Raw genomic sequence first — 25,624 nt, forward strand, 5'->3', positions numbered from 1 at the left:
TTGTGGTCACTCCCCTGCAGGCCTGAAGGCCCTGGAGCAGAGAGAAGCCCAATGGCAAAAACGCGGTGCCCCAGTAACACTTCTCAGCCAGGAAGAAACGGCTAAAAAAACCGGAAGCACCAAATTTCACGGAGCTCTCCTGGATGAAAGGGCCGGAACGGTGCAGCCCCTTGCCTATGTCCGTGGACTTGCCGATGCGGCCCTGGCAGCCGGAGCCAAGCTCTTTGACAACTCACCGGTGACAGGCCTTAAAAAAGAAAATGGCCGATGGATACTCACCACACCGGGGGGAACCGTCAGGGCAAAGTCTGTTATTCTGGCTGTTCAAGGATACCCCGAACAGGCATTTAAAGATAAGATAAACGCCCTGATTCCCTTTAATTATTTCCAGTTTGCCACCAAACCCCTTTCCAATGACATTCGTAAAAAGATATTGTGTGAAGGGCATGCGGCCTGGGATACGGCTCTGATTCTCTCCTCCTACCGATTTGATGATGCCAACCGCTTCATCGTGGGCAGTGTGGGCCAGGTGATCAATGGCGGCTACGGTACCCACGAGGCCTGGGCCATGCGAAGCATCAAAAAGGTCTTTCCTGAAATCCCCGCCACGGAACTGGAATATGCCTGGGGCGGACGAATTGCCATGACCACGGATCATATTCCCCGATTTCACATGCCCGACGAAAGCTTTATCACTGTGACAAGCTACAACGGCAGGGGCATCGGTCCTGGAACGGTTTTTGGTAAACTCATGGCACAGGTGGTACTGGGGGAAGCTGATAAAAAAGATATCGCCCTGCCCCTGCAGAAGGAAAAGCCCATTTTCATGAGAAACCTCCGGGGCCTCTTTTATGAAACCGGCGCCCGACTTTATCATACGGCCCAGCGTCGAATTTAATCTTCTTGGTCTATATCACCACACCATTTCCGGAGTGGTGATATGGGCTTACGTGCCCCTCATCAACCAAACAAAACCTGCCGTCCATTCCAATTATAATTTTCAGGCAATACCACTGCTGCATGACACGCTATGAACTCAACTCGCATTGAGTGAAAGCGCCAAATCAAAGTACTCAATTCCATTAAATATCATAATTCGATTTTCTGAACATAGCCCCAAACTATTCTTCTAAGAATTTTTATGCTATGAAGAAACAAAAACCCCAATAAGGCGAACCCGATTCGCAAATGAGCAGGGTTGTGATCAAGTAAACATTGATAATAGTGGAAAAATCCAAAAATGAATGAATTCCAAATAAATTATTTTAATGCCATTGTAGGTGCTTTTGAGGGATTTACCTATGTCTGCTCATCTGAAAACATCATAGAATATGTTAACAACCAGGTTATTGACAAGATAGGGCTGGATATAACCGGGCAATATTGCTTTAAGGCATTACACGGATTGGATGAAATATGTCCCTGGTGCAAAGATCAGGATGTCTTCAAGGACGAAACCACCCGATGGGAATATAAAAATCCGAAAACAGGCAGATGGTACCTCTATATGTCATCACCCGTCTATAACCCCGATGGATCCGTATCTAAATTAACGCTATGCACTGATATTACAAAAACCAAAACAGCTGAACTACTCCTGAAAGAAAGCGAACGAAAACTCCAGACGCTCATGGGGAATCTGCCGGGAATGGTATACCGCTGCAAAGCAGATGAAACCCATACCATGGAGTTTGCCAGTGAAGGGTGTTACCCTCTTTTGGGATATAAGCCATCGGAGTTAATCGGTAAAGGCTCTACCTCTTTTCAACGCCTTATCCACCCAGATGATCGGAGCAACCTGATTAATTGCCTAAACACCGCACTGGAAGAAAAACGTTCCTACAGTTTCATCTACCGAATAAAAAAAGCTTCAGGAGAAATCATTTGGGTCTGGGAGCAGGGTGTAGGGCTTTTTTCCAATAGCGAAAAACTCATTGCCCTTGAAGGATTTATAACAAATATCACAGAACAAAAACAAGCAGAACTGGATTTACGTAAAGAGAACACAAAACTAAAATTTGCCACTAAAAATCGTTACAAACTGGGAAACCTTGTGGGCAAAAGCGCTGCAATGCAAAACATTTATGACTTGATATTGAAGGCATCTTCAAATGACGTCCATGTGATCATTTATGGAGAATCCGGTACCGGCAAAGAATTGGTTGCTCAGTGCATACATGAATTAAGCGATAGAAGAACCCGCCCCTTTGTTGCCGTTAACTGTGGAGCTATCAATGAAAACCTTATTGAAAGCGAATTTTTCGGTTACAAAAAAGGGGCATTTACGGGAGGTGCAGTAACCGGCTCCATGGGTTACCTGGATAGAGCTAACGGAGGATCTCTTTTCCTGGATGAACTTGGAGAAATGAGCCTGAACATGCAGGTCAAGTTATTGAGAGCCATTGAAAGCAAAGGGTATATCCCCGTTGGAAGTAACCAGATAAAAACCTCTGATTTTCGTATTATTGCGGCAACGAATCGCGATTTAGTGGAAGCTGTCAATAACAAAAAAATGCGTGAAGATTTCTATTATCGTATTCATATTTTTCCCATATATATGCCCCCCCTGAGAGAACGCAAAGAAGACATTCCATTGCTAATTGAGCACTTCACAGAGCTCTTCTCAAAAAAATTTTCAAAAGAAGTAACTATTCCCATTGATTTGGTGGATAGCTTTATGAAATATGAATGGCCGGGCAATATCAGAGAACTTCAAAATTCAATATATCGTTACATGTCTCTGGGAAAAAGAAATTTCACCAATGAACGTTTTAATGTTGAAAAAACCTTGAGCAAATCTGATGATGAAACGCTCATTAACATACCCCCCAAAGGATTAAATGATATTGTGGCCCAATTTGAAAAAAAAGTAATTTTAACTGCCCTGGAAAAACATCAGTGGAATCGTGGGAAAACGGCGGATTTCCTGAATATTGATCGTAAAACCCTCTATCGAAAAATAAAAACTCTGGAAACATTGATTCCCGAGTAATCAAACCTAACCTGGACAAGCCAGAACCAAAAAGGTTTTGAAACAATTATTAACAAGCGAGGAGATCATCCCGGACTTGTCCATATTCTCTCCGCCATGGAATCGTGCCCTTCATATAAGCCCTGGCACAATAAGAAAACCGGCAAGACTTATTAAAAATACGTTACGGCAAAATGTTTCCACTTTTAAACACTACCGAAAGGTAGAACATCGTGACGGCAACATCTCAAGGAAGCTGGCGCCAATGAAAAAAAGGTCTATACAGTATGGGATCTCTAAAAACCATAATGCTCAGATCCAACAAACGCTTTATAAATTTTATCTCAGACATAGTAGATCCAACCAACCATCGGTATAAAAAAACTTAAGAAAGGATCTGCGTGCCCAGGAAGAGGCAAAATAGATGAAAAAATCGCCATAAATCCTTACCATCCTACTTTTTGTATTTTTGACCATACAAATTTTCGGCAAAAGGGGCTTTTCGTGAGGGACAATTATTTACAGGGCATAACTGGCAACTGGCAAACCCACTATCATTTTGGAAATAAAATCCCGATTCTGATTTATCAGGTATCATCAGCATGCTGGATTTTAAGCCTACACCCACAGTACTTTGTGTTTCACCAAGAAGATCGAATAAAGGACGTTGCTGGTCTATGGGCCAGTCTGACAGGGAGCCAGGGCTCATCTGGGAAATTTGACCTGTGTCAAACTGCTTCTTGATTTCTGTTTCGAGGCGGTGTGTTACCGCACGTAATGCAGCCAGTTTAAATGCATCGGCATAATATTTTTTTAGCATATCAGATGATAGGCTATCAGCCCATTGCATCAGTTCAACACCGCATGTGGCAACAAAAGGAAATATACGATTTAATGATTTTACATTAACGGATAGGACACGGCTCTCAAAACGAATATTTTCCACAATAATATAATCCTCTCCATGTTTCTCAACAGCAGCCAGGCCATAGAGTGCCTTAGGTCGGGCTATTTCCGCAGCCTCAGCAGCCAAACCGTCAAAAGCTTTCCTTGCCTCCGGACGATCGGGTACATGGAGGTGTTTATATAAATAGGTCAGGTTGGGTTTAAACGGTATATTGTTTAAAACAATCGGTTTCATTTACTTGTTTCCCAATCGTATTTTGAGTAGTAGACGCCGGTATCCATGCAAAATTTTTTTGCCCGTACTTTACGGACAGAGCCTGGGACGTATCCCAGGCTCGTCAAGCCTTAATGATAAACAAAAATCCGGTACAAAATCAAGGCAATTATTCCCACCCGGTCTCTAAGATTCAATCGCGCCTGAGCGGACTCTCTTAAGATATTCCATGCAAAAAGTGTCATTGCCAAGAAGCATGTCTGCTGTCCAGATGGACGACACGATCTTTTTGTCCAGAGGGTCAATAATAGCCGAGTCCATGCCCGCATTCATCATCAGGGTGACAAAGGTCCGGTTAATCATATGCCTCTGGGGCAGTCCATAGGAGATATTGGACAGCCCGCCGGTAATATGGACTTGAGGGAATTTGGCTTTTATGGCACGTACTGCATCAAGAACCATCATGCCTTTATTGGTGTCCGTAGAAATGGGCTGGATCAGGGGATCTACATAAATATTGGCCGTGGGGATTCCAACGCCGTTAAGCTCGGTTATAAGGGTGCCTGCCCGATTCAGAAGATCCTCGCTTGAGTCTGGCATGCCTGCATCATTCATGCAAAGTGCAATAACCTTGCAGTCCTTTCCGTCCAGAAACGGCATCATGGAGTCAAACCGGTCTTTTTCAAGTGAAATGGAATTTATCATGGGAGTTTTTTCCACCATAGAAAAAGCCATTTCAAGAATGGCCGGGTCCGGACTGTCTAAAGTCAAAGGGATATTTAAGACCGGCTGGATGGTATCAAGCAGCCAGCGCATGTCCTCTTTTTCATGTCCGATGCGAGCACCGGCGTTCACATCAATATAATTTGCACCTGCCTCCTGCTGCTTTCTTACATCATCTATGATATAGTCTGCGTTCTTTTCGGCAACCGCGGCCAGAACCATTTTCCTGGAAGTATTTATTCTTTCTCCGATGATTTCAAACATACTGAACTCTCCTTAGGTTTTGTTAATAATGAATATTTATTGTCAGCTCGTGAGTCAATGCCCTCTCGTTTTAGCTCTTTTGTAAAGGAGATGAGCATCAATACGCAGATGATCATAAAGGGAAATGCTACTACGATGGACGCTGTCCGTAGTGATGATAGTCCCCCTGCGATCAATAATACGATGGCTACACTGGATTCCGCCATACCCCAGAAAAAACGCAAGGCGCGAGGGGGATCCTGCATGCCGTAGGAAGTCATCATCGAACAGACGAAGACAGAAGAATCTGCAGAGGTAATAAAAAAAATCATGATCAAGGCAATGGCGATAATGGAGAATAGATGGGGACAAGGCATTTGCTGGAACAGGGCAAAAAGCGCGTAAGCTACGTTTTCATTAACTGCAGCAGAGACCGCGTGATTGCCGCTGAGTTCTAAATGAATCGCAGTGCCACCCATGGCGCCAATGAAGATAAAACTTAATAGGACCGGCGCCACCATGGTGGCGATGATAAACTCCCGAATCGTGCGCCCTTTAGAGATTCGGGCAATAAAGGCTCCGACAAAAGGCCCCCAGGAAATCCACCAGGCCCAGTAAAATATTGTCCAGCTGTTGAGCCAGCCTTTATTGGTTTGAAAGGCGTCCGTCCACAGACTGGAAGCTAACAATCCGCCGAAATAAGTACCGATGGTTTGCACAAAAAAGTTAAGCAGGAATAAAGTTGGTCCGCAGCATATCACGCAAATCAGCAAAATCGAAGCTAAAATCATATTGGCGTCGCTCAATATGCGGATACCCCGCCGGATGCCGCTGATGGAAGACGTGAGGAACAAAACTGTGGTGATGAAAATGATCAAAAGCATTATTGGTATGGAATACGGGATACCGAAGACATAGTTGAGGCCACTGTTGATCTGCATGACACCAAAACCAAGGGAAGTGGCAAGCCCGAACACGGTGGCGAATACCGCCAGGATGTTGATGGTATTGCCGATCACCCCCTCGGCTCTCTTTTCCCCGATTAAAGGAATGAAACAGGAACTCAACAAGGCAGGCTTATTTTTACGGAACTGGAAATAAGCAAGCGGCAAGCCAACCACGCCAAAACAAGCCCAAGGGTGAAATCCCCAGTGTAAAAAGGAGTAGAACATCGCTGTTTGTGCCGCTTCCATGGTTTTTCCCGTCCCATGGGGAGGATTCATATAATGGCTGATTGGTTCCGCCACACTCCAAAAGACAAGTCCAATGCCCATGCCTGCGGCAAACAGCATGGAAATCCAACTTAATGTTGAATACTCCGGTTTTTCATGATCTTTACTGAGGCGGATTTTGCCGTATTTACTGATACAAAGCCATAGTAGAAAAGAAACAAAAAAAGTAACCACCAACAAATATAACCAGCCGAATTTTATACAAAAGAAACCTAGTAATGCGTTGAATACGGCTGCGGCTTCCTTGGGCCAGAGCAAGGTAAGTAGAATGAAAAAAACGCAAACCCCTCCTCCGATACCAAAAACTTTCCAATCGATCGCATGGCTCATGTTTCCTTCTCTCTTTTGGCTCATGTCCTCTCCTCTCTTCTTTTGTGAGATCAACTATCTCTAGCGTCTACAAAGAATTTTTCTTTTTTTTCACTTCTCTCCCATTCCGGCGTTTCCGTTGCGATGACTTCAATCCGCGACTCAATATAGATATCTTTTTCGATCATATTTGCCGCGGCGTAGACATCTTTATGTTCGACCGTCAGATCGACATGGACTGCGCCATCGTTCAATGCGGCTTCTTTCGCCTTTTTTGAGGCAAAGGCCTTCCCGTAAGCAACAGCCTCCTCCAATTCTTTGAACTGTTTCATTTCCCAGGAGGAATGGAGTGCAAAACCTTTGCCGAATTCTCCCGGATTGATGAGGATTTTCACCGATTCTATAATTTTTCCGGCGGCGGAGCCGATGGCGTTGGCCACTTCTTGATGTTCTGGAATGATCAGCTGTGCATTGAGCCTTTTTGCCATACGGGGAAGCCAGGCTTTTACTGGTGCACCGACACCAATTACGGGAACGTTTGGCCGGATCGTACAGCAAAGCATGGATTTTTCATCAGGATGCAGCTGTTTGTTGATAAAAAAAGTACCAATTTCACTTTCTTTTAGTACAAAGTTTAAATTTTCATTATAACATAAGCTTTGAATACAGGAATAACATAATTCATCGACAATACCGTCGCTGGCGAAATTTATGAATTGGTCATACCCCATATGAAAGCGTTGCGCAAGTAAAGAGATGGCGGTGGTCGCGCCTTCCGCGTTCCATTGCGTATATTCCCCGGTGGCGTGTAAAATATCGGTTGGTGTTACAGAAATTCTGCCCAAAGTTCCAATATTCACCAAGCGATCTAAATCAAATAGATTTAGTTGTTCCTCCATGTTTTTTGATAGGTAAAGCAAACTGTGCGGGCCATCCTTCAGTTCCTCTAAAACACGTCGTTCTTTTTCGGTGTAATTGTTGGTTTTCTTTTCGTTGAGAATCATGAAGCAATCGGTAATCTGAGAATAGAGCAGAAGATAAGTATAAGGAATTTCGATGCCTTTCAATTCGTTCACAAGATAGGGATATTCTGCTGAAATCACGGAGATCGGCCAGACTCTTTGAGGACCGATCTGCAGTTTTCTTTGCATATTGAGTTGAATATAGCTGTCGCCGCCGAGTCCGTAAGTGTTGATGGCGGCTGCTTCCACCCGGGTCAAAAAGCCGCCGACTTTGGCACCTTCCTCATCAATGCGGGGGATTTTATTGCGGATAATGGCAATATCCGTGGTGGTTCCTCCCATATCCAGAATCAGAGCGTCATCAATGCCGCTTAAAAACGTCGCTCCGATAATACTGGAAGCCGGGCCGGACAATAAGGTTTCGATCGGTTTGTCTTCTGCCTGGGCCTCCCCCATGAGGGAACCGTCGCCTTTGACGATCATAATGGATGCGTCGATTTTCTTCTCTTTGAGTACGCATTTTACGGAAATCATCAATTCCTTGATGATGGGAATCAGTCGAGCGTTCAAGATGGCAGTGATGGTTCGTTCGTGGAAACCGAGGGATCTGGTCAAGTGATGGGCGCAGACCACCGGCAGATCCAAAATTTCTTTTACCATTTTCTGGGCCTGCAATTCATGTTCCGGATTGCGGACACTGAGATAACCGGAAATGGCTATTGCGTCGACTTCCCCGCGGAAACTCTCAATGGCTGCTCTGGTTTTTTCAATATCCAGCGGAGATTTTTCTATGCCTTTGATGTTATGCCCCCCTGAGACAACCCTGATTTCTTTAACGGGCAGATCTCGATCGGGTTGAAAACCGATCATCAGAAGACCGACCTCACAACCGCGTCCTTCTACGATGGCATTGGTTGCTAAAGTTGTTGACAGGGAAACGACACTGATATCAGAAAATTCATTAAAATCAATATCGTTGATGCAATTTCTGATACCAACGCTTAGATCGTAACGGGTTGTCAGCGCCTTTGCTTTGGCAATAATCTTTTTATTTGTACGGCTCATGATGATGCCGTCCGTATAGGTGCCGCCGGTATCAATTCCAAGTACGAAAGACATTTAATTTTTCTCCCTCATTATGAAAAATTTCGGGGCTGTTTTATGAGGAACAGCCCCGTATATAGTGGTCAGATTTTATGCATTACTTTTGTTGATACATAAAAAATCAGCCTTCACCAGGCATATGACCAACAGCATTTTCGACCACATCTCGAATTTTTGCGGCGATATCTTTGGGCAGCGGCACCGGTTCATGACCTTCAATGATGTCGCGGACTTTTTGATTTGCTACTTGCGTCAATGTCTTGCTTCCGGATTTTTCCCAAAGTTTCCGTGCTTCCCTGTTTACCAGGCGATTCTTATAATTGACTCTGGAATTTTTGGGAACATAGTCATCATCATCACCAAAATCACCAAAATCATCAAAGGCATCACCATCTTTGATTTGATCGTATCGGCCGCCAGGGCCGATCTCTTCGATGAGATCAAGATTCATCGTTAGATCTGTTACTTCGATACCGGCGGTCAGACGGCGGGCCATACCCAAGACTTCATCGGAGATGACAACGAGGTCAAGGTTAGAGGTGGTGCCGTATTCGGAATAACCGATATCATGGTTAATGTTGGCGCCGGACATATTGGTCATGGCCACGGAAAGTGCGGCTTCTACGCCAGCCTGTTCGTCGATGATGCATGTATCGGTGCAGCCGCAGGTGCCGAACATCGGAATTTTGAGATGATGGGCCACATCGGCGAGGCCGGCAAGAAGCAGGTGCAATTCCGGGGCGCCATAGGAGAAGATGGTAGTACCCATATCAAGGATGGTGTAAACACCGCCCATGATGAAGGGTGCACCTTCTCTGGCGCATTGACTTAAGACGAGACCGCTTAAGCTTTCGCATAACCCCTGAATCATTACCCCAGCCATCGTTGCGGGTGCGGTACCGCCGGCCATGATGCAAGGCGTGTAGATCGTTGGCAAGCCTTTTTTCGCTCCGGTGACGAGTTTCTGTGCAGCTTCAATGCAGTGAACACCGGGAGAAATCGGTTCTGCATATAAACAGATAAAGGGATTTCTGCGTAATTCTTCTTCCCCACCGGCAATGATTTCCGCCATTTTAATGCAGTCATCCTGACCCCATTGGTCGACGCAGACGGTGATGATCGGTTTTTCCGTGTTGAGGATCTGTTGCTCGAACTCATGGCGATCAGAAATCAGTAGCGGCACATCCTGAACGATACCCAAAGACATCGCATAATCAATATTGGGAAGTGCATCCAATACCTTTGTGGCCCAGCCGACACTTTGACGGGTTGCACGGTGACGTTCTCCCGTGTAGGGATTCCTCGTAAAGGGAGTGCAGGGGCCGGAGCCGAAGTAGGAATTTCCGCCTTCCAGGAAAAGTTCCCTGGCTCCCGTTCTGCTATTGCATAAGACGACATGCTTCTGGCAGGACCGCAGAGCCCGCTCAGTAATATGAGCAGGAATCCGGACGCGCGTGCCATCTACCCAGCAGCCGGCTTTCTTGAGAATTCCAATGGATTCCGGATCGTAAAAATCCGTGCCTGTGCGCCACATTGCTTCTTCCGCGGCAAAAACCAACTCCTCGCATTGTGCTTCGGAAAAGACGTTCATTTTGACGCTGGCATTTGCTTTATAATTTGTTCTCATACTTCTCGTCCTCCTTTTCACAGATTCTTTTCGGCTTCGATTAGGATAGCACTGAGTTGCGCAACGGTATCGTCGTCCAAACCATTCCCCTGATAATAGTTCAGGAGATCCTGGGCCTTTTTGATGCTTCTGTCGCCCAATGTTTTTGAACCAGCCGCGATCCAGTCGTCAATTCTGGTGCGATTCATCAATGTCGGCCAGAACTGTTCCGCTTTGAAATAGTACTGGGTATGGGGAGAACCTAGATAATGACCACCTGGCTGGACATCGTCGATGACACCTCGGCAGAGCCGGTCTTCATCCATTTCCACACCACGCATGATCCTTCTGGTCATGCCCATCACTTCTTCTGCCATAACGACAAGATAAGGACTGCTTAAGAGACCGCTTTCCAACTGTCCCGCGCCGTATACCATGCTTGTGCCGGCGAGGCCGGCATGGAGAATCGAAAAACTAGCTTCCAAACCCATTTGGGCATCGCTGATTTTAGCATCGCTACCACCGGCAAAGGAGAAGCTGGGAATTCTCAGAAAACGGAGAATGTTGGCCATACCGGTGCCGAGTAAGCTGGTTTCCGGTGCACCGTATGGAATCACGTCGTTGTCCGTATCATTGAACGAAAAAAAACTGCCGGTAATAAAAGGCGCTCCTTCCTTGGTCAGCTGAGATAAAACAAGAGCACCAAGGGCGTTGGCAATAGCCACCACCAGGGCGGCGGCGCTTTCTTTCGGTGCCGTCAGGCCGGTCACCAGATTATTGGCGCAGATGACGGGAATGTTGTTTTCTGCAGCCAGCATCAGGACGTCCGCAACTTCATCCGTTTCTACCAGCGCTTCATTATTATGAACATAAAGCATCAAGAAGGGATTTTTTTGCAGGTTTTTCAGGTTGCCGGCCACGGCAGCGGCCATATCAATGACGGCCTTGGCCTGTTTGACATTTTTGACTTCTTGTACGATGGGTTTTTCCGAATATGTGACCATGGCTTCAAAGGAATGAAGTTCGGCGACGTTCTCTTTTACGTCGGTGGGGATACCGTTGTTCATGAGAAAATCGATATGGGGCAGACCATCGCAAATTTTAGCAACATTCACCACGTCTTGCTTTGTGGTAGGTTTCGTTTCACCACTTAAGACGTCAATGGTCATACCGTTACCGAATCCGGGTCCGAAATGGACATTGTTGCTTTCCAGTCGCATGGCTCTTTTGCCGCTGCGGTTGCAGACGGTGACTCTTGAGGGAGCACTTCTTAAGGCCCATTCCGTTTTAACGGAAGGAATGCGGACACGATTTCCTTCTACCCAGCAGCCGCCGGCTGCACAGATGCCGCGGGCTTTCTCATTTATTATGTCCACACCCGTTCTTTCCAACAATTCCATGGCGTTCATGACAATTTCTTCGCACTGGTCATCACTGAGCATGCGCCATTGGATGGACTGATTGACCTCAAATCCAGCTTTTGTATATAAACTTTTTGTAGTAAACAAAATGATTCCTCCTTTCCGTTTCTGAGTTTTCTTTCGTTCAAGCGATGCCCAGGAGTTTTTTGCAAAGGTCGGCGGCGGAAGCGGCATCGGGAGAAAATCCGTCGGCACCGATTTCGTCGGCAAAATCCTGGGAAACGGGAGCGCCACCGATAATTACTTTCACATCGTTGCGGAGGCCTTCTTCTTTGAGTAATTCGATGGTATCTTTCATATGCAACATCGTCGTGGTCAACAGTGCAGACATGCCCAAAACGTCAGGCTTCTCCTTTTTGATTAGGTCCACAAGGGTTTCGGGTGAGTTGTCGACGCCGGCGTTGATTACAGTGAAACCGACGCTTTCCATCATCATAGAAACGAGATTTTTGCCGATGTTGTGTAAATCACCTTTGACCGTGCCGAGTACAACAGTACCGTTTGAGGGCATGTCTCCCACTTTGATGAAAGGCTTTACGATTTCCGTACCGGCAGCCATGGCTTCTGCGGACATCATGACTTCAGGGATAAACATCGTATTTGCTTTAAAACGGACACCAACTTCCACCATGCCGCCGATCAATCCTTTGTTGATGATTTCCAAAGGATCGATGCCTTCTTTTAACAGGTACTCGCAGATTCCCTTTACTTTGCCTTTTTTACCGGTGATGATGAATTTTCCAAGATCTTCAATGGTTACCATAATGTAGATCCTCCTTGGTTAATCTGAATAATTGGTTGTTAGCTTATTGAGCTTTTTTAGGTTATTTGTTTACGAATCTCAGTTGGTGATCTCCGCCTCTTCCATTTTATTTTTTTCCCGCAACTGACAATTAAATGTGGTTGAATTTTCTGTAATTTTTGGATGGAATTCTTCTTTCAATGCCTTCCAAAGACCGATACACATGAAGAGCATAATGAACATAAAGGGAAAAGCTGAAGCCACGGAAGCTGTTTGTAGTACTTTTAGTGCACTTTGACCTCCGATTAGTATCAGAACGATGGTAACAGCGCCTTCAGCCACGCCCCAGAATGCCCTCGATTTTTTTGAAGGATTTAAGTCTCCTCCCCCTGTAAACATAGGCAAAGCCAAGGTGGCGGAGTCGGCGGCACCAACGAAACAGATGACAACGAGGAACAGAGCCAGGGGCGCCGTGATCTGGTAAAGCGGCAATTGCTGCAGCAAAGCATATAATGCGGTGGTATAGTCGGTATTCACTGCGGTGGAAATAAGTCCCTTTGTGGCGGCATCGACGTGAAAACCAGCCCCTGCATAAATGGTGATCCAGAGGAATGAGAAACCGGCAGGCAGAAAAGTCCCACCAAAAAACATCTGACGAATTGTCCTCCCTTTAGAAACGCGGGCAAAAAACTGACCGCAAAACGGTGCCCAGGCAATCCACCAAGCCCAGTAAAATACAGTCCAACTACTGAGCCATTTAGGGTTTCCATACCAGAAAGTCTGCATGACAAACTTGCTGAGATAGGCACCGAAGGTATCGACCATGGTTTGCATGATGTATACGGTACCGCCAAAGATGAGGATAAAAATCATAAAGCCAAGTGAAAGCCAGGTTTTCCAGTTAACGATCTTTGCCATCCAACGATGCAACCCGGAAACGGTGGCCAAGGTGAATATGGCGGTAATGATCGCTATGATGAATGCGGTTGTTATGCTTGTGGTATTAATACCCCAGACATAGCTGATACCACTTGCAATCTGCATGGAACCCAGGCCTAAGCTGGTGGAAATACCGAAAACGGTGGCGAATACGGCGATGATATCAATGCTTTTACCAATAGGGCCATAGATTTTATCGCCAATCAATGGATAGAATGCGGAACTGATCAAGCAGGGCAGCCCTTTTCTGTATTGAAAATAGCCCAGGGCCATGCCGCAGACAGCGAATAACCCCCAGCAATGAACGCCTTCATGGGCAAAACAGATCCGGATTGCCGTTTGCAATGCCGCTGCTGTATACGGTTCATCCATCGGGCCGCTTGCATAGTGCATCATAGGTTCCGCGACAGACCAGAAGACAAGCCCAATCCCAATGCCGCCACCGAACAAAAATGCGAACCACTGGAAATCGGAAAACTCCGGTTTATCGTCGTCCTTTCCCAGGCGGATCGTTCCGTATTTGGAACAGGCAATACCAAAACCAAAGACAAGGAACAGTGCGACCATTAAAAGATAGAGCCAACCAAGATCATCGCAAAGAAATGAATTGAGCGCGTAGATGACGACCCCCGTTTTATCCGGGAAAAGAGCCCCAACTAAAGTGAATAGCGAGACGATGATGATGGAAATAATCAACACACTCCTGTCTTTTTTGGGCTGTTCAATACTGTTCTTCATGAATATCCTTCCTTAAAGTATAAGCAAACCAGGAAAAATTATTAAATTCAGGCTGATAGTCCCTCAGGTACAGCTTCGTGCTGCCGTATATATTGCCCCATAAAGACAAAACAGCCGCCTAACAGCAAAAATACGGTGGACAGATAAAATCAACCCCATTTGGTGGTGGTTGAGCTAAAGCTGCGTTGGTCATGTTCTTAGGCAAAACAACACCCCAGAGAATAAATAAAACGGTGACAATGGGTGAATTTAAAAAAACAAAAGGATCAAAAAAATTGGTGTTGAAGGCATGTTTCAATGTTCTAAATCCTATGTAAATGATGTTAACTCAAATGCCGGTTGGCCTCATTTCCGACTCGGGGTTTTTCTGGTTTATAGCTTTGCAGTTTGCATACCAGTTCTCATGGATAAAACGAAAAAAACATAACATCTTGATATCTAATAAGTAATTTTCAATTCAGGGTTACATTACAAACAGGCACAGGAGATGGGGTGAAAGAAATATTTCAGTTTTGCTATGGAAAAAGCAAAATATCATTTAAAAGCAAAATATTTTGCTTTTAACCGCTGTGGGAATGCGCAAGCATAGAATCCTTTCGTGGAGTGCTTGCGAGTAGCGAAATTCATCTCAGAAGCCAACTGGCTGAGGTGGTGTTTGAAAATTAAATTGTTAGCCTGTAGCTTCTTTTTCCGATTGCAGTGGGGAGAGCTGAACGGCTGTATTGACAAGAATAATCTTCACTGATATGGTTTTTTGTCCGTTTTCTTCGTTACACCAAAGGGCATGCTTTTTGGGGTGCGCCTTTGATACTAACAAGAGTCTGGTACAATATAAGGGTAGTCATTTCGATTGATGCCCGAAACAAGGATGTGAGGAAATGAAACAACCTGATAAGTTTTTCCACTCATTGGCCACGGCGGATATGGACAGTATTAATTTTACTTCGCTTTTTGAACAAATGGACGACGGGGTGATCATTGCTAACAGCAATGGCACGGTTTTATTTTATAACCAGGCCCAATCAAAAATCGACAATATCGATGTTAATGATGCCCTGGGTAAAAAAATTACGGAAATTTATGAACTGACCAACCGCACCAGCATGATTATGCAGTGTATTAAGAATAAACAGGCAATTAAAAATAAGGTTTTTCTTTACCGAAGCGTTTCAGGCAAGGTAGCCAACACCATAAGTAGTGTTTATCCCCTCATCAGTGTTGGCACTCTGGATAAAGTTATCTGTTTTGTTAAGGATTACGAACAGTTACAACAGCGCACCCCTTCGGCATCAGAATGCCTTTCTGACATGGGCAACAATACCCGGTACGTATTTGAGGACCTGGTCGGCACCAGCCCTGAGTTTATAAGGGCAAAGACCTTTGCCCAAAAAGCGTCAGACTCGTCTTCCCCTGTCATGCTCCAGGGGGAAACAGGAACAGGTAAAGAATTGTTTGCCCAGTCCATCCACAACCAAAGCCCCAGACGAAAAGGAAAATTTGTGGCGGTCAACTGTGGTGCCATTCCCCATGACCTACTTGAGGGAATGCTTTTTGGGACCACCAAAGGCGCGTTTACCGGGGCTCAGGAGAGACCTGGATTGTTTGAGCAGGCCAATAACGGCACACTTTTCTTGGATGAGCTATTGTCCATGCCCGCTGGACTCCAGGTGAAACTGCTCAGGGCCATTCAGGAAAAAACGGTCCGCCGCCTTGGATCTGTCCAATTGGTTCATATCCAGGTTAAAATCATATCGTCTGTTAGTCAGGATCCCAGAGACGCCATTCAGCAAGGTCAATTAAGGGCTGACCTCTTCTACAGGCTGGGGGTGATCATGATCAAACTGCCGCCTTTAAGAGAGAGACGAGGCTGCCTCCCGGCACTGATCTACTATTTCATCGAAAAGTATAATAAGCGCTTGGGAACCTGCATCAAATGGGTGGCCGAAGACCTTTGGGACTTGATCGCCACATATGACTGGCCGGGGAATATTCGGGAACTGGAGCATCTTATCGAAGGCACCATGAACGTAGTCAGCCTGGAGGACACCCTAGGACTTGAACATGTCACACCGGGCATGAAGCCCATGGAAAGGGGAGATGCCAGACCCCTGGTCGAATTAGCGCAGCCTGTTTGCCCCAACCAGCCAGTTACCGGATCTGACGACGGGGGAAAAACCGCTTTCCAGGACGCTGGGGGGGCCCAAAGCTTAACCCGGCTCCAGGATAGCCAGGAAAAAGCGGCAGTGGTCCAGGCCCTTATCCGCTCAGGGGGGAATGTCACCAAGGCGGCCAATGAGCTTGGTATTTCCAGGCAGCGGCTTAATTATAAAATGAAAAAACATGGATTGTTCAGGTTCGACTATATCCACAGACCTAAAAGCTAAGGGCTCACTCATAAACATCGCCTCATGGCGATACATACCTTCTTTCCAGCCTCCCCATCAATCAAAGGGCATTCTTAGTACTTTTTGGGGCACGAACACCCTACAAAAAAAACACCTTTAATATCAAAATCTTAAACACAATCCCTCCTCAAACAGGGCAATTGTGCCCCATAAATTATGCTTTCTCATCCCTCCTAAAAACATCAATTGTCTCCGCATAACCTATTGATATAAAAGCCTATTTAACAAACAGAAAACACATGGCACAGCTTTTGCTGTATTAAACAACGAACGCAACCATAAACCAATAAGGAGAGTTGAAAAATGGAGCCAAAAACAACGATATTGAGTGATCGCGAGATGTTTGATATAGACCAAGCATCCCGTGCGCTGTTATGGGAAGTTGGAACACTTGCCGAAAATGATGAAGCCATGGACTATTTTGAAAAAGCCGGTGCCGTGGTAGATCGAACAAAGAAACTGGTTCGAATTCCCAATCATGTCATCAATGAAACCCTTGCCAAGTGTGCCTCGTCTGTGAGGCTCTATGACCGCAAGGGGGGTGAACCGTTGATCATCGGTGGCGACCGTGTTTATTATGGAACCGTGGGAATTGCCACCAACGTTCTGGATTTTGAAACCAATGAATATCGTCAGGTGATCTGTGATGATCTTAGAGATATTGTTCGACTGTCCGATGTACTGGATCCGCCCGACTTCATACTCGTTCCGGCAACTCCCACCGATGTCCCCTCTGAAACGGTGGATCTCATTGAAACCAAGATATTGTTGACCAATACCAGTAAACATTTCATTGCAGAAGCCCAGAACCGGAAAAACTGCTTGAAAAACATTGAAATGGCAGTGGAATTTGCAGGTAGCCTTGAAGCCCTCCAGGAAAAACCTTTTTTCTCAACATTGGTGACTCTGAGCAGCCCCCTGCACTTCAGGAATGATGGCGTTGAATTAATTGTTGAATGCGCAAAGCATGGGCTTCCACTTTTTATTGAATCCGGCCCCATGTGCGGTGGCACCTCCCCCGCCACTCTGGCTTCAACAATTGTCACGGCAAATGCTGAATTGTTAAGTAGCTTTGTCCTGGCCAAGGCCGTGAACCCCGCAGTACCGCTGATCTATGCATCCTGGGCCCGAATCCTGGACATGCGTGCTGCCACATGTTCCCATGGGGGACCAGAGTTTGGCATGCTGCGCATCGGAACAAGCCAAATGGCCAAATATTATGGACTTCCCTGCGGCGGTGGCGGGATTCTTGCTGATACAAAATCCATTGATGTTCAGTTGGGAATGGAAAAACTGGGAACCGGGCTTTTACCGGCCCTTGCCAACACAAACATGATTGTGGGCATGGGACTTTTTGCGGATGAAAATGCCATCAGCCTTGAAACACTGGTGATTGACAATGAAATTGCCCAGTGGATAAAAAGGGTAAAAAGAGGCATTGAAGTAAACGACGAAAGCCTGGACCTATCCATATTTAAAGAAGTGGGACCGGGGGGTGATTTTGTCAGAACCAAACACACACGGAATAACTTCAAAAAAGAGATGTTTCTACCCAACGTAATGGACCGTGGCTTTCTGGCCCTGGACAAAGATCCCGAGGCGAAAAGCATGCGAAAACGGGCCAGAAACTTTTTTTATAAAGCCATGGAATCTTATATACCACCGAAGTTACCAGAAAATATTAACGAAAAACTAGATGCTATCATTAATAGATAACAAGCCAGGAGACAATGCAATGAATACAGAAGAAATGCTCAATAAAATAATTGAAAGTGTAATTGATCAGGATGAAGCGCTTGTACTAAAACATGTTGAAACGGCATTGGATGCTGGCGTTGATCCCCTGGTTATTATTAATGATGGACTCACGGCCAGCTTAAAAAAAGTAGGGACTCTTTTCGCCGACGAGATTTTCTTTTTACCGGAACTGATTCAATGTGGTGAGATTGCCACCAATGTATTAAAGATAATTGAAGGCAGACTCAAAAATGAGGGTTCAGGCACAAAAAAAGGCCTTGTTCTGGTAGCAACTGTCCAAGGAGATGTCCATGACATCGGAAAGAACCTGGTAGTTTTACTCATGGGCGCCTCTGGATACGAAGTTGTGGATCTTGGAAAGGATGTCTCCACGTCAACCATTGTGGAAAAAGTAAACGAACTTGCACCAGACATCATTGCATTATCATCACTCTTATCCACCACCATGCCAAGTCAGAAAGACGTCATCCAGGCTCTTGAAGAAGCCGGTATTCGTGAAAAAGTAAAAGTCATGGTGGGAGGTGCACCTGTAACCCGGGACTGGGCAGTCCAGATCAAAGCGGACGGTTATGCAGAAGATGCATCATCTGCTGTTGTGGAAGCCGATCGTATAATGGGTGTTTGTTAAGGATTTGCCCCTCGTAACCGGACAGAATCGCTGTTAATGGCCTTTTCCATGAGCACATTTTCTGTCCGGACGATCATAAGATATTCAATTCCATGATAACTATTAAATACTCGGAGAATCAATGTACATTATTGGAGAACTGATTAACGCTAGCCGCAAAGCCGTAAGAGCTGCCATGGAAGCAAGAGATAAAAATGCCATCCAGATGCTTGCCCGTGCCCAGCAAGAGGCAGGCGCACATTATATTGATGTCAACGCCGGCACCTTTGTGGGCAAGGAGCCTGAATATTTAAAATGGCTGGTACAAACCGTTCAAGAAGCGGTTGACCTACCATGCACACTGGACAGCCCTGACCCCAAAGCCATTGAAGCGGTGATGGAGATACACCGGGGAGTCCCCATGATCAATTCAATTTCCATGGAAAAAGATCGGTATGACAATCTCATGCCCATTCTTAAGGGTTCCGATTTGAAAGTTGTGGCGCTTTGCATGAGTGATTCAGGTATGCCGGAAACCATGAAAGATCGCCTTGAAATCTCAGGCAGACTGGTAAATGCGTTGGTAAAAAACGACGTAAAAATCAATAATATCTTTGTAGACCCCCTGGTACAACCGCTGTCCGTTAAAAATAGTTTTGGCATGGAATTTCTTAATTCCGTGGAAAAAATCCATTCAGAATTTGAAGATATCAATACCATATGCGGCCTTTCCAATATCTCCTACGGTCTTCCAAACCGAAAATTCATCAACCAAACCTTCATGTCCATGGCCATTTCAAAGGGGCTGAATGGTGCGATCATGAATCCGCTGGACAAAAAAATGATGGCAAATATCATTGTGGCGGAAGCCCTGGCAGGCAGGGATAAATACTGCATGAAATATCTAAAAGCCCATCGCAAGGGTCTAATTGAGTAATTTAAACATTTTAAAGGAGCTGAAGACGTGGGTCTTACCTTAGGAATTGATACTGGGGGCACATATACGGATGCGGTTGTTGTTGACCAAAACACCCAAAAGATTATCGCAGAGGCCAAGTCCTTGACCACCAAAGGCAATCTGTTTATGGGTATCTCAAGCGCCATTTCCCTGTGTATCAAAGAAATGCCCAAATCATTTCCACCGGAAAATATCCACATGACCTGTCTGTCAACCACCCTTGCCACCAATGCAATCACAGAAGGACATGGCGCATCTGTATGTGAAATCCTTATTGGCTATAATAGGGATTTACTGCAAAAGCAAGGCTTCATGAAAGAGATGATTGCCGATGATATCATATGGCTCACGGGGGGACATGATCTTCAGGGTAACGAAGTTGCCCCCCTCGACGAAAAAATGGCGAAAAAACTGATTGAGATGAGACGGGATAAGGTGGACGTTTTTGCGATATCAGGGTATTTTGGCATAAGAAACCCGGATCATGAATTACGTGTAAAAAAATGGGTGCAACAATTAACTCAATTGCCGGTGACCTGTGCCCATGAATTGACAACCCGCTTGAACTCCATCACCAGAGCGATCACCGTGGCTCACAATGCCAGACTCATTCCTCTTTTAAAGACCCTCATTTCAGACGTCAGAAAATCTCTTAAGGAATTCAGCATCCATGGGCCACTGATGATTGTCAAAGGAGACGGAGGTATTGTTCCAGCTGAATTGGCAATTCAAAAACCCATTGAAACCATCCTTTCAGGACCGGCAGCAAGCTGCGTGGGCGCTTACCATCTAACAGGCCAGAAAGACATATGGGTGGCAGACATGGGGGGAACCACAACGGACATTGCATTGCTCATGAATGGCCGACCAGCCATATCGCCCGAGGGGGCTTATATCGGTCACAGAAGAACCTTGGTAGAGGCCGTTGATATTCACACCGTGGGACTTGGTGGTGACAGCTTGGTGGAAATCGATGCTCGTGGCAATATATGTATAGGACCACGACGGGCCATTCCGTTATCCCTTCTGGCAAAAAAATATCCTGAAATTATTTCGGACCTTAAACGACAGATTTATGAAGAAAAATGGAGAAAAAAATCAGGACAGTTCATGGTGTCATGGATTTCAAGGGTGGATGGATTCCAAAAAGAGGAAAGGGAACTGCTTAATAGCATAAAAAAGGCGCCACTGGCGTTGCTAAGTGCCACCCAGGATCGCAAAGGATTCATAAGTATGAAAGGCATTGAACAACTTGAAAACAGATGCCTGTTGCAGCGTTCGGCATTTACCCCCACGGACGCACTGCATGTACTTGACCAAATGAATCAATGGAACAAAGAAGCCTCGAATCTGGGAGCCCATCTCCTCGCAAAACAGGCAGGTATGAGTGTCATGGCGTTTTGTGAGGCCCTTGTGAAAATTTTTTCCAAACGCCTGGTAAGAACGCTTTTAAGTAAGGTAATGGTAAATGATTTTCTACGGCCCCAATGGGAAAAAGAACCAACTGCCGCGGCAATTCTCGACATCGCATTAAACGATTCGCCCCATGGGGAACTTGCCTGTACCTTTAAATTAAAAAAACCGCTGGTGGCCATTGGCGCTCCGGTGAATGCGTATATGCCCCGGGTGGCATCGGGATTGAATACCAAATTGATCATTCCTGAACATGCCCATGTGGCAAATGCCTATGGTGCAGCCACTGCAAGCATTATTCAACGAAGCCGAGCTGTTATCCGAATGATGGCAGGGGGCAAATGTTTTCGTGCACACCTGCCGGACGGGATTGCGGATTTCCCAGATTTAGAAGCGGCAAAGAACCAAGTAGAATTACAAATGAAATCCTATACAATAGATCTTGCACTGAAGGCTGGTGCCGGAAATATCGAAGTTGAAACCACCTGCAGTGATCACTCGGGTACATTAGCTGCCGGACAACACCAGGAGAAATTTCTGGACACGGAAATTTTTGTAACGGTTTCCGGGAAACCAAAGTGGGATTAATCTGTCTAAATGGTGTTATTCCGACTTAGAACAAAAGAAACGTAAGATAAAAAAACGAAAAATCGCCATTAACCAAATGGCAATTACTGGGTTCCATTCACCACAAACCAAAAAAGGGAGAAACGTATCATGGAAAAAAAATTGAAATCAGGCATTATCCTTATAACACTGGTTGCTTTTCTGGGCATAAGCTGGGGGACTGCATTTGCCAAACGACTGAAAGTTTATGCCCTTTACCCTGAAGACAGTTTCATCACCCAGGGGATACAGGCCGTAGCTGACCGTGTTAAGAAAGAAACCAATGGGGCTATCACCATGAAAGTATTCCCTTCCGGCCAGTTAGGTGGATATGACGAATTAATGGATGAGGTTCGCATGGGCACCATTGAATGCGGAGTGACTTACCCAACAAAGCGGTATGACCCTCGACTGGATCTTGTCAACCTGCCCGGCTTAACCCCCACGGGGTATGACATGGTTGAGAAGGTCTTTTTTTCAGATAAAAACTCTCCTTTGATTCAAAAAATGGATGCCATCATAAAAGACGTGGGCCTTGTCAGTCTTGGTCCCTGGCCAGAACCCCTGGCCGGCATTGGATTTTCAAAGGGGAATATGCCTGAAAACATTAATGATTTTAAAAACAAAAACGCCAATATTCGTGTACCGGCAATGCCCTTGTGGAGAGATGCATTTAAAGAATTGGGATATCAGACACTGACCATGGCTTTTTCTGAATTGTTCAGTGCTCTTCAAACCGGTCAAATCGACGGCTCCTCCGGGTTGACTGCAGAAACCACCTATCTGGTAGGCAAAGATATTGTCAAAGACTGGGTTCAATTGAACGCCCATACCTCCCCTGGCTGGTTTGTTATAAACAAAGAGACTTGGGAGTCTTTTACCGATGAACAGCGGAAAATTTTCCAGACTGCCGTAACGGAAGAGGGTATCCGCACCCTGTCAAAGGCAAATGAAATGGAACAGTTCTATATCGGCAAAATGAAAGAACACGGAATCAATGTCGTATTAAGGGATCAAGCTTTTTTAATCAAACAATCTGATATGTTAAGGACAAAGGTCTGGCCAGCATATGCGGACCTGTTCGGAAAAGCCTTTCTTAACGATCTGGATAACTACATTAAAAACCTCGTCAAATAGCGAAGATGCCTGAAGAAAGTTCCCCACCGAAGAATAGGGAACTTTCTTCTCTACTATTAATCCGAGGGCTTGGTCACAACCTGGGTCACTTTGCGGTGAGGTGATGCTTGCGTTATTGGGGCTTATCGTTAAGTTTGTTTTGCCACCTAGAGAGTTGTAAAAAGCACAACAACACAAGGTTGGACCCGTTAGCCCACCAATTGTGACGGGTGGCCCACTGTGACCAAGCCCTAATCCGATAATCGGAAATCAGCAGTCATAAGTTCTCAAATTTGCCGATACATAGAACAACAGCAACGCATCTTAAAAAGCATACATGTAGTATAAAAATAAGAACTTACGACTCACGAGTTCAGGTAAAATAACTTTAAAAAAGAGGAATACTTATGAATGGAGTTAAAAAAATATTAAATTCCAGATTCCTGAAAATCCTGAGTAAAATCCAGCGCTTTATATTGTTTATAACAAATATTGCACTCCTGCTTATTCTGGGGAGCGTGATCATTGCAAGGGATGTTTTCAGCACGGATTTCTTCGGTTATGATGAAATCATATTAATTTCAGCCATGTGGCTCTATTTTGTGGGAAGCGCATACGGGATGAAACAGGAAGGTCATATTAAAGCCGAAATCCTGGCTTTGATCCTTCCTGACCATATTAACAGGGTGTTGAAAGTCATTGTCAGTTTTCTGGAAACATTGATCAGTACAATCTTTACTTATTTTGCCTTTAACTTAGTTTACCACTCTTTTACGACCTGGCAAATAACCTCTGCATGGGGAATTCCGTTTTTTGTCCCGCAGAGTGCCATCCTCACGGGATTTATTTTAATGACCTTTTATTCGGGCATCTATTGCGTACGGGATTATTACTCTTTAAAAACAGCAACTAACCCTGGAATGGTAGGTAATTCTGAAAAGGTAGGTGTCTCATGACGATTATCGCAGGTGCCCTGGGGCTAGTGATTGTACTAATAATGATGGGCATGTATGTCCAATATGCCTTTCTTGCCTCGACTCTTTTTCTCGTATACGGATTCGGTTATAAAACCAGCTTTCTACTGCCCTACGGTTATAGTATTATCAATTCCATTGTGATTTTATGTGTACCCCTCTTTATAGCAGTGGGTGCCATTATGGATAAAAGTGGCATTGGCAAATGCCTCGTTGAGTTTGTGGACCTTTTTGTCGGAAAGATTAAAGGTGGGCTTGCAGTTGTATCGATAGTGGCCTGCGCTGCGTTTGGTTCCATCTCTGGCAGTTGCTTTGCTACTCTTTCCTGCATCGGGGCCATTATGCTCCCCCGTCTGGAAGAAAACGGTTACCCTAAAAATTTTTCAGCGGCCTTGATTACTTGCGCTTCTCCCCTGGGGCTTTTGATACCTCCAAGCGCCTCCATGATTATATTTGCATGGGCTGGTCGTCAGTCTGTTTTGGCCTGCTTTCTGGCCACGGTGGGTCCGGGACTATTGGTAGTTCTGTTCATGTCAATCATCAGCATGTTTCTATTAAGAAATAATACCGACATCAAACTGGCAGAACATCCCAAGGGAAGGGCTTTTATTCCTTTTGCCGGACAAAAAACCCTCAATGCCATCCCGGCAATTTTAATGCCGTTTATAGTCCTGGGAGGGATATACGGTGGTGTTTTTACCCCCACGGAAGCGGCGGCCATAGCGGTTATTTACGCCATTCCTGTTGGATTTTTTATTTATAAGGGACTGACATTAAAAAAATTGTACAATATTTTTGTGGAAACTGCGTCCACCACCGGGGTTGTCATGGTGTTGATTTTCTGCGTTATGATGATGAGCCGGATATATATAATGGAAGACCTGCCCGGTATGATAACCGAATTTCTTAAAGGGTTTTCCGATAACAGAAACGTCATTTTGCTGGGCATCAATATTGTTTTGCTAGTGCTTGGAATGGTCATGGATGATACCAGTGCGCTTTTACTTTGCGCCCCAATTCTGATTCCGGTCCTGGAAAGTTTTGGGGTCCATCCGGTTCAGTTTGCTGCTATTCTGGGTGTAAATCTGGGTATGGGACTTCTTACACCACCGACAGCACCAACACTATATTTCGGGGCCAAGGTTTCAAAAATATCTCCTGTTGCCATGTTGCGACCCACCCTTATTTTTTTAATTTTTGCATGGTTACCGACTTTAATAGCAGTTACTTATTTTCCATTCATCTCCTTATGGCTGCCCAAAATGGTGCTGGGAAATTTTTAATTCATTGTAAAAAACCACATACTCCACAATTCGTTATACAAAAGGGGAAAGCCTAATTTTTTGAAAAGGAAAACATTTTATGACCATAGAAATTCCCAGCAACGCATTGAATTTTATTCCAACGAACCAAAGTCCAAGCACCGGACACGGCGATGACCGACACCTTTCAGATACGCCTTCGGAAAAAGACTCTTGAACTCATGGATACGCCAGCGGTCAATCCCCTTCCCCAGAAAATTGTACGTGATTTTGATATGCGTCCAAAAAAGTGGTTTAAAATGTAATAGTTAAGAAAAAAGGAAATAAAAAATGACAGATAAAAATTTAGATCATGGTTTATGGGCGGCCACAGCGCCGGCAGCCCCTGTACTAACCCGCTTTGAAGGGGATAAAA

General features: G+C 45.2%; 19 protein-coding genes. 11 read left to right on the forward strand and 8 right to left on the reverse strand.

Translation table 11 applies throughout. The features are described 5' to 3' along the window. Positions 1–898, forward strand: an 898-nt coding sequence (locus tag ACYQ2M_RS22085) for an NAD(P)/FAD-dependent oxidoreductase (RefSeq protein WP_459918562.1), incomplete at its 5' end; no start/stop codon positions are given. A gap of 342 nt (positions 899–1,240) precedes the next feature. Continuing rightward, the gene (locus tag ACYQ2M_RS22090) at positions 1,241–2,992 is read left to right on the forward strand and encodes a sigma-54 interaction domain-containing protein (protein WP_459918563.1); all 1,752 of its coding nucleotides are present in this window, start codon (positions 1,241–1,243) and stop codon (positions 2,990–2,992) included. 433 nt (positions 2,993–3,425) lie between these two features. Here ACYQ2M_RS22090 and ACYQ2M_RS22095 read toward each other — a convergent pair whose 3' ends face one another. The 8 genes from ACYQ2M_RS22095 to ACYQ2M_RS22130 all read right to left on the reverse strand — a co-directional run bounded on the left by ACYQ2M_RS22095 (position 3,426) and on the right by ACYQ2M_RS22130 (position 14,110). Further along, entirely contained in the window at positions 3,426–4,112 is a 687-nt protein-coding gene (locus tag ACYQ2M_RS22095) for a hypothetical protein (RefSeq protein WP_459918564.1), read from the reverse strand. A 165-nt stretch (positions 4,113–4,277) separates the two neighbouring features. Then, entirely contained in the window at positions 4,278–5,078 is an 801-nt protein-coding gene (locus tag ACYQ2M_RS22100; protein ID WP_459918565.1) for a dihydropteroate synthase, read from the reverse strand. Next, the gene (locus ACYQ2M_RS22105; RefSeq protein ID WP_459918566.1) at positions 5,051–6,643 is read right to left on the reverse strand and encodes a glycine betaine uptake BCCT transporter; all 1,593 of its coding nucleotides are present in this window, start codon (positions 6,641–6,643) and stop codon (positions 5,051–5,053) included. The genes ACYQ2M_RS22100 and ACYQ2M_RS22105 overlap by 28 nt, the downstream gene beginning before the upstream one ends. Before the next feature lie 26 nt (positions 6,644–6,669). Beyond that, on the reverse strand, positions 6,670–8,679 hold the full coding sequence (locus ACYQ2M_RS22110; protein WP_459918567.1) for a hydantoinase/oxoprolinase N-terminal domain-containing protein: 2,010 nt from the start codon (positions 8,677–8,679) through the stop codon (positions 6,670–6,672). A gap of 106 nt (positions 8,680–8,785) precedes the next feature. Beyond that, positions 8,786–10,291 (reverse strand): trimethylamine methyltransferase family protein, encoded by a 1,506-nt coding sequence (locus tag ACYQ2M_RS22115; RefSeq protein WP_459918568.1) that lies wholly within the window; start codon positions 10,289–10,291, stop codon positions 8,786–8,788. 17 nt (positions 10,292–10,308) lie between these two features. After that, positions 10,309–11,778 carry a trimethylamine methyltransferase family protein gene (locus ACYQ2M_RS22120; protein ID WP_459918569.1) on the reverse strand — a complete coding sequence of 490 codons (1,470 nt, stop codon included), beginning with the start codon at positions 11,776–11,778 and terminating at the stop codon, positions 10,309–10,311. A gap of 37 nt (positions 11,779–11,815) precedes the next feature. After that, entirely contained in the window at positions 11,816–12,454 is a 639-nt protein-coding gene (locus ACYQ2M_RS22125; protein WP_459918570.1) for a cobalamin B12-binding domain-containing protein, read from the reverse strand. Positions 12,455–12,532: 78 nt separating this feature from the next. Next, on the reverse strand, positions 12,533–14,110 hold the full coding sequence (locus tag ACYQ2M_RS22130; RefSeq protein ID WP_459918571.1) for a BCCT family transporter: 1,578 nt from the start codon (positions 14,108–14,110) through the stop codon (positions 12,533–12,535). Between the two features lie 878 nt (positions 14,111–14,988). Between ACYQ2M_RS22130 and ACYQ2M_RS22135 the strand changes: the two genes are divergently transcribed. The 9 genes from ACYQ2M_RS22135 (at position 14,989) to ACYQ2M_RS22175 (ending at position 25,514) form a co-directional block, all read left to right on the forward strand. Continuing rightward, positions 14,989–16,494 (forward strand): sigma-54 interaction domain-containing protein, encoded by a 1,506-nt coding sequence (locus ACYQ2M_RS22135; RefSeq protein ID WP_459918572.1) that lies wholly within the window; start codon positions 14,989–14,991, stop codon positions 16,492–16,494. A 324-nt stretch (positions 16,495–16,818) separates the two neighbouring features. Next, the gene (locus ACYQ2M_RS22140) at positions 16,819–18,231 is read left to right on the forward strand and encodes a trimethylamine methyltransferase family protein (RefSeq protein ID WP_459918573.1); all 1,413 of its coding nucleotides are present in this window, start codon (positions 16,819–16,821) and stop codon (positions 18,229–18,231) included. A gap of 19 nt (positions 18,232–18,250) precedes the next feature. Further along, complete coding sequence (locus ACYQ2M_RS22145) at positions 18,251–18,901, forward strand: corrinoid protein (RefSeq protein WP_459918574.1); 651 nt, start codon at positions 18,251–18,253, stop codon at positions 18,899–18,901. A gap of 121 nt (positions 18,902–19,022) precedes the next feature. After that, positions 19,023–19,817 (forward strand): methyltetrahydrofolate cobalamin methyltransferase, encoded by a 795-nt coding sequence (locus tag ACYQ2M_RS22150; RefSeq protein ID WP_459918575.1) that lies wholly within the window; start codon positions 19,023–19,025, stop codon positions 19,815–19,817. A gap of 27 nt (positions 19,818–19,844) precedes the next feature. Beyond that, entirely contained in the window at positions 19,845–21,839 is a 1,995-nt protein-coding gene (locus ACYQ2M_RS22155; RefSeq protein ID WP_459918576.1) for a hydantoinase/oxoprolinase family protein, read from the forward strand. Between the two features lie 129 nt (positions 21,840–21,968). Next, the gene (dctP, locus tag ACYQ2M_RS22160; protein ID WP_459918577.1) at positions 21,969–22,994 is read left to right on the forward strand and encodes a TRAP transporter substrate-binding protein DctP; all 1,026 of its coding nucleotides are present in this window, start codon (positions 21,969–21,971) and stop codon (positions 22,992–22,994) included. Positions 22,995–23,380: 386 nt separating this feature from the next. Beyond that, positions 23,381–23,929, forward strand: a complete 549-nt coding sequence (locus tag ACYQ2M_RS22165; RefSeq protein ID WP_459918578.1) for a TRAP transporter small permease — start codon at positions 23,381–23,383, stop codon at positions 23,927–23,929. Next, positions 23,926–25,230, forward strand: coding sequence for a TRAP transporter large permease (locus tag ACYQ2M_RS22170; protein WP_459918579.1), 1,305 nt, complete (start codon positions 23,926–23,928; stop codon positions 25,228–25,230). The genes ACYQ2M_RS22165 and ACYQ2M_RS22170 overlap by 4 nt, the downstream gene beginning before the upstream one ends. 152 nt (positions 25,231–25,382) lie before the next feature. Beyond that, positions 25,383–25,514 (forward strand): hypothetical protein, encoded by a 132-nt coding sequence (locus ACYQ2M_RS22175; RefSeq protein WP_459918580.1) that lies wholly within the window; start codon positions 25,383–25,385, stop codon positions 25,512–25,514. The last annotated feature ends 110 nt before the right edge of the window (positions 25,515–25,624 follow it).

It is taken from the genome of Desulfocicer niacini (genome assembly GCF_054657595.1).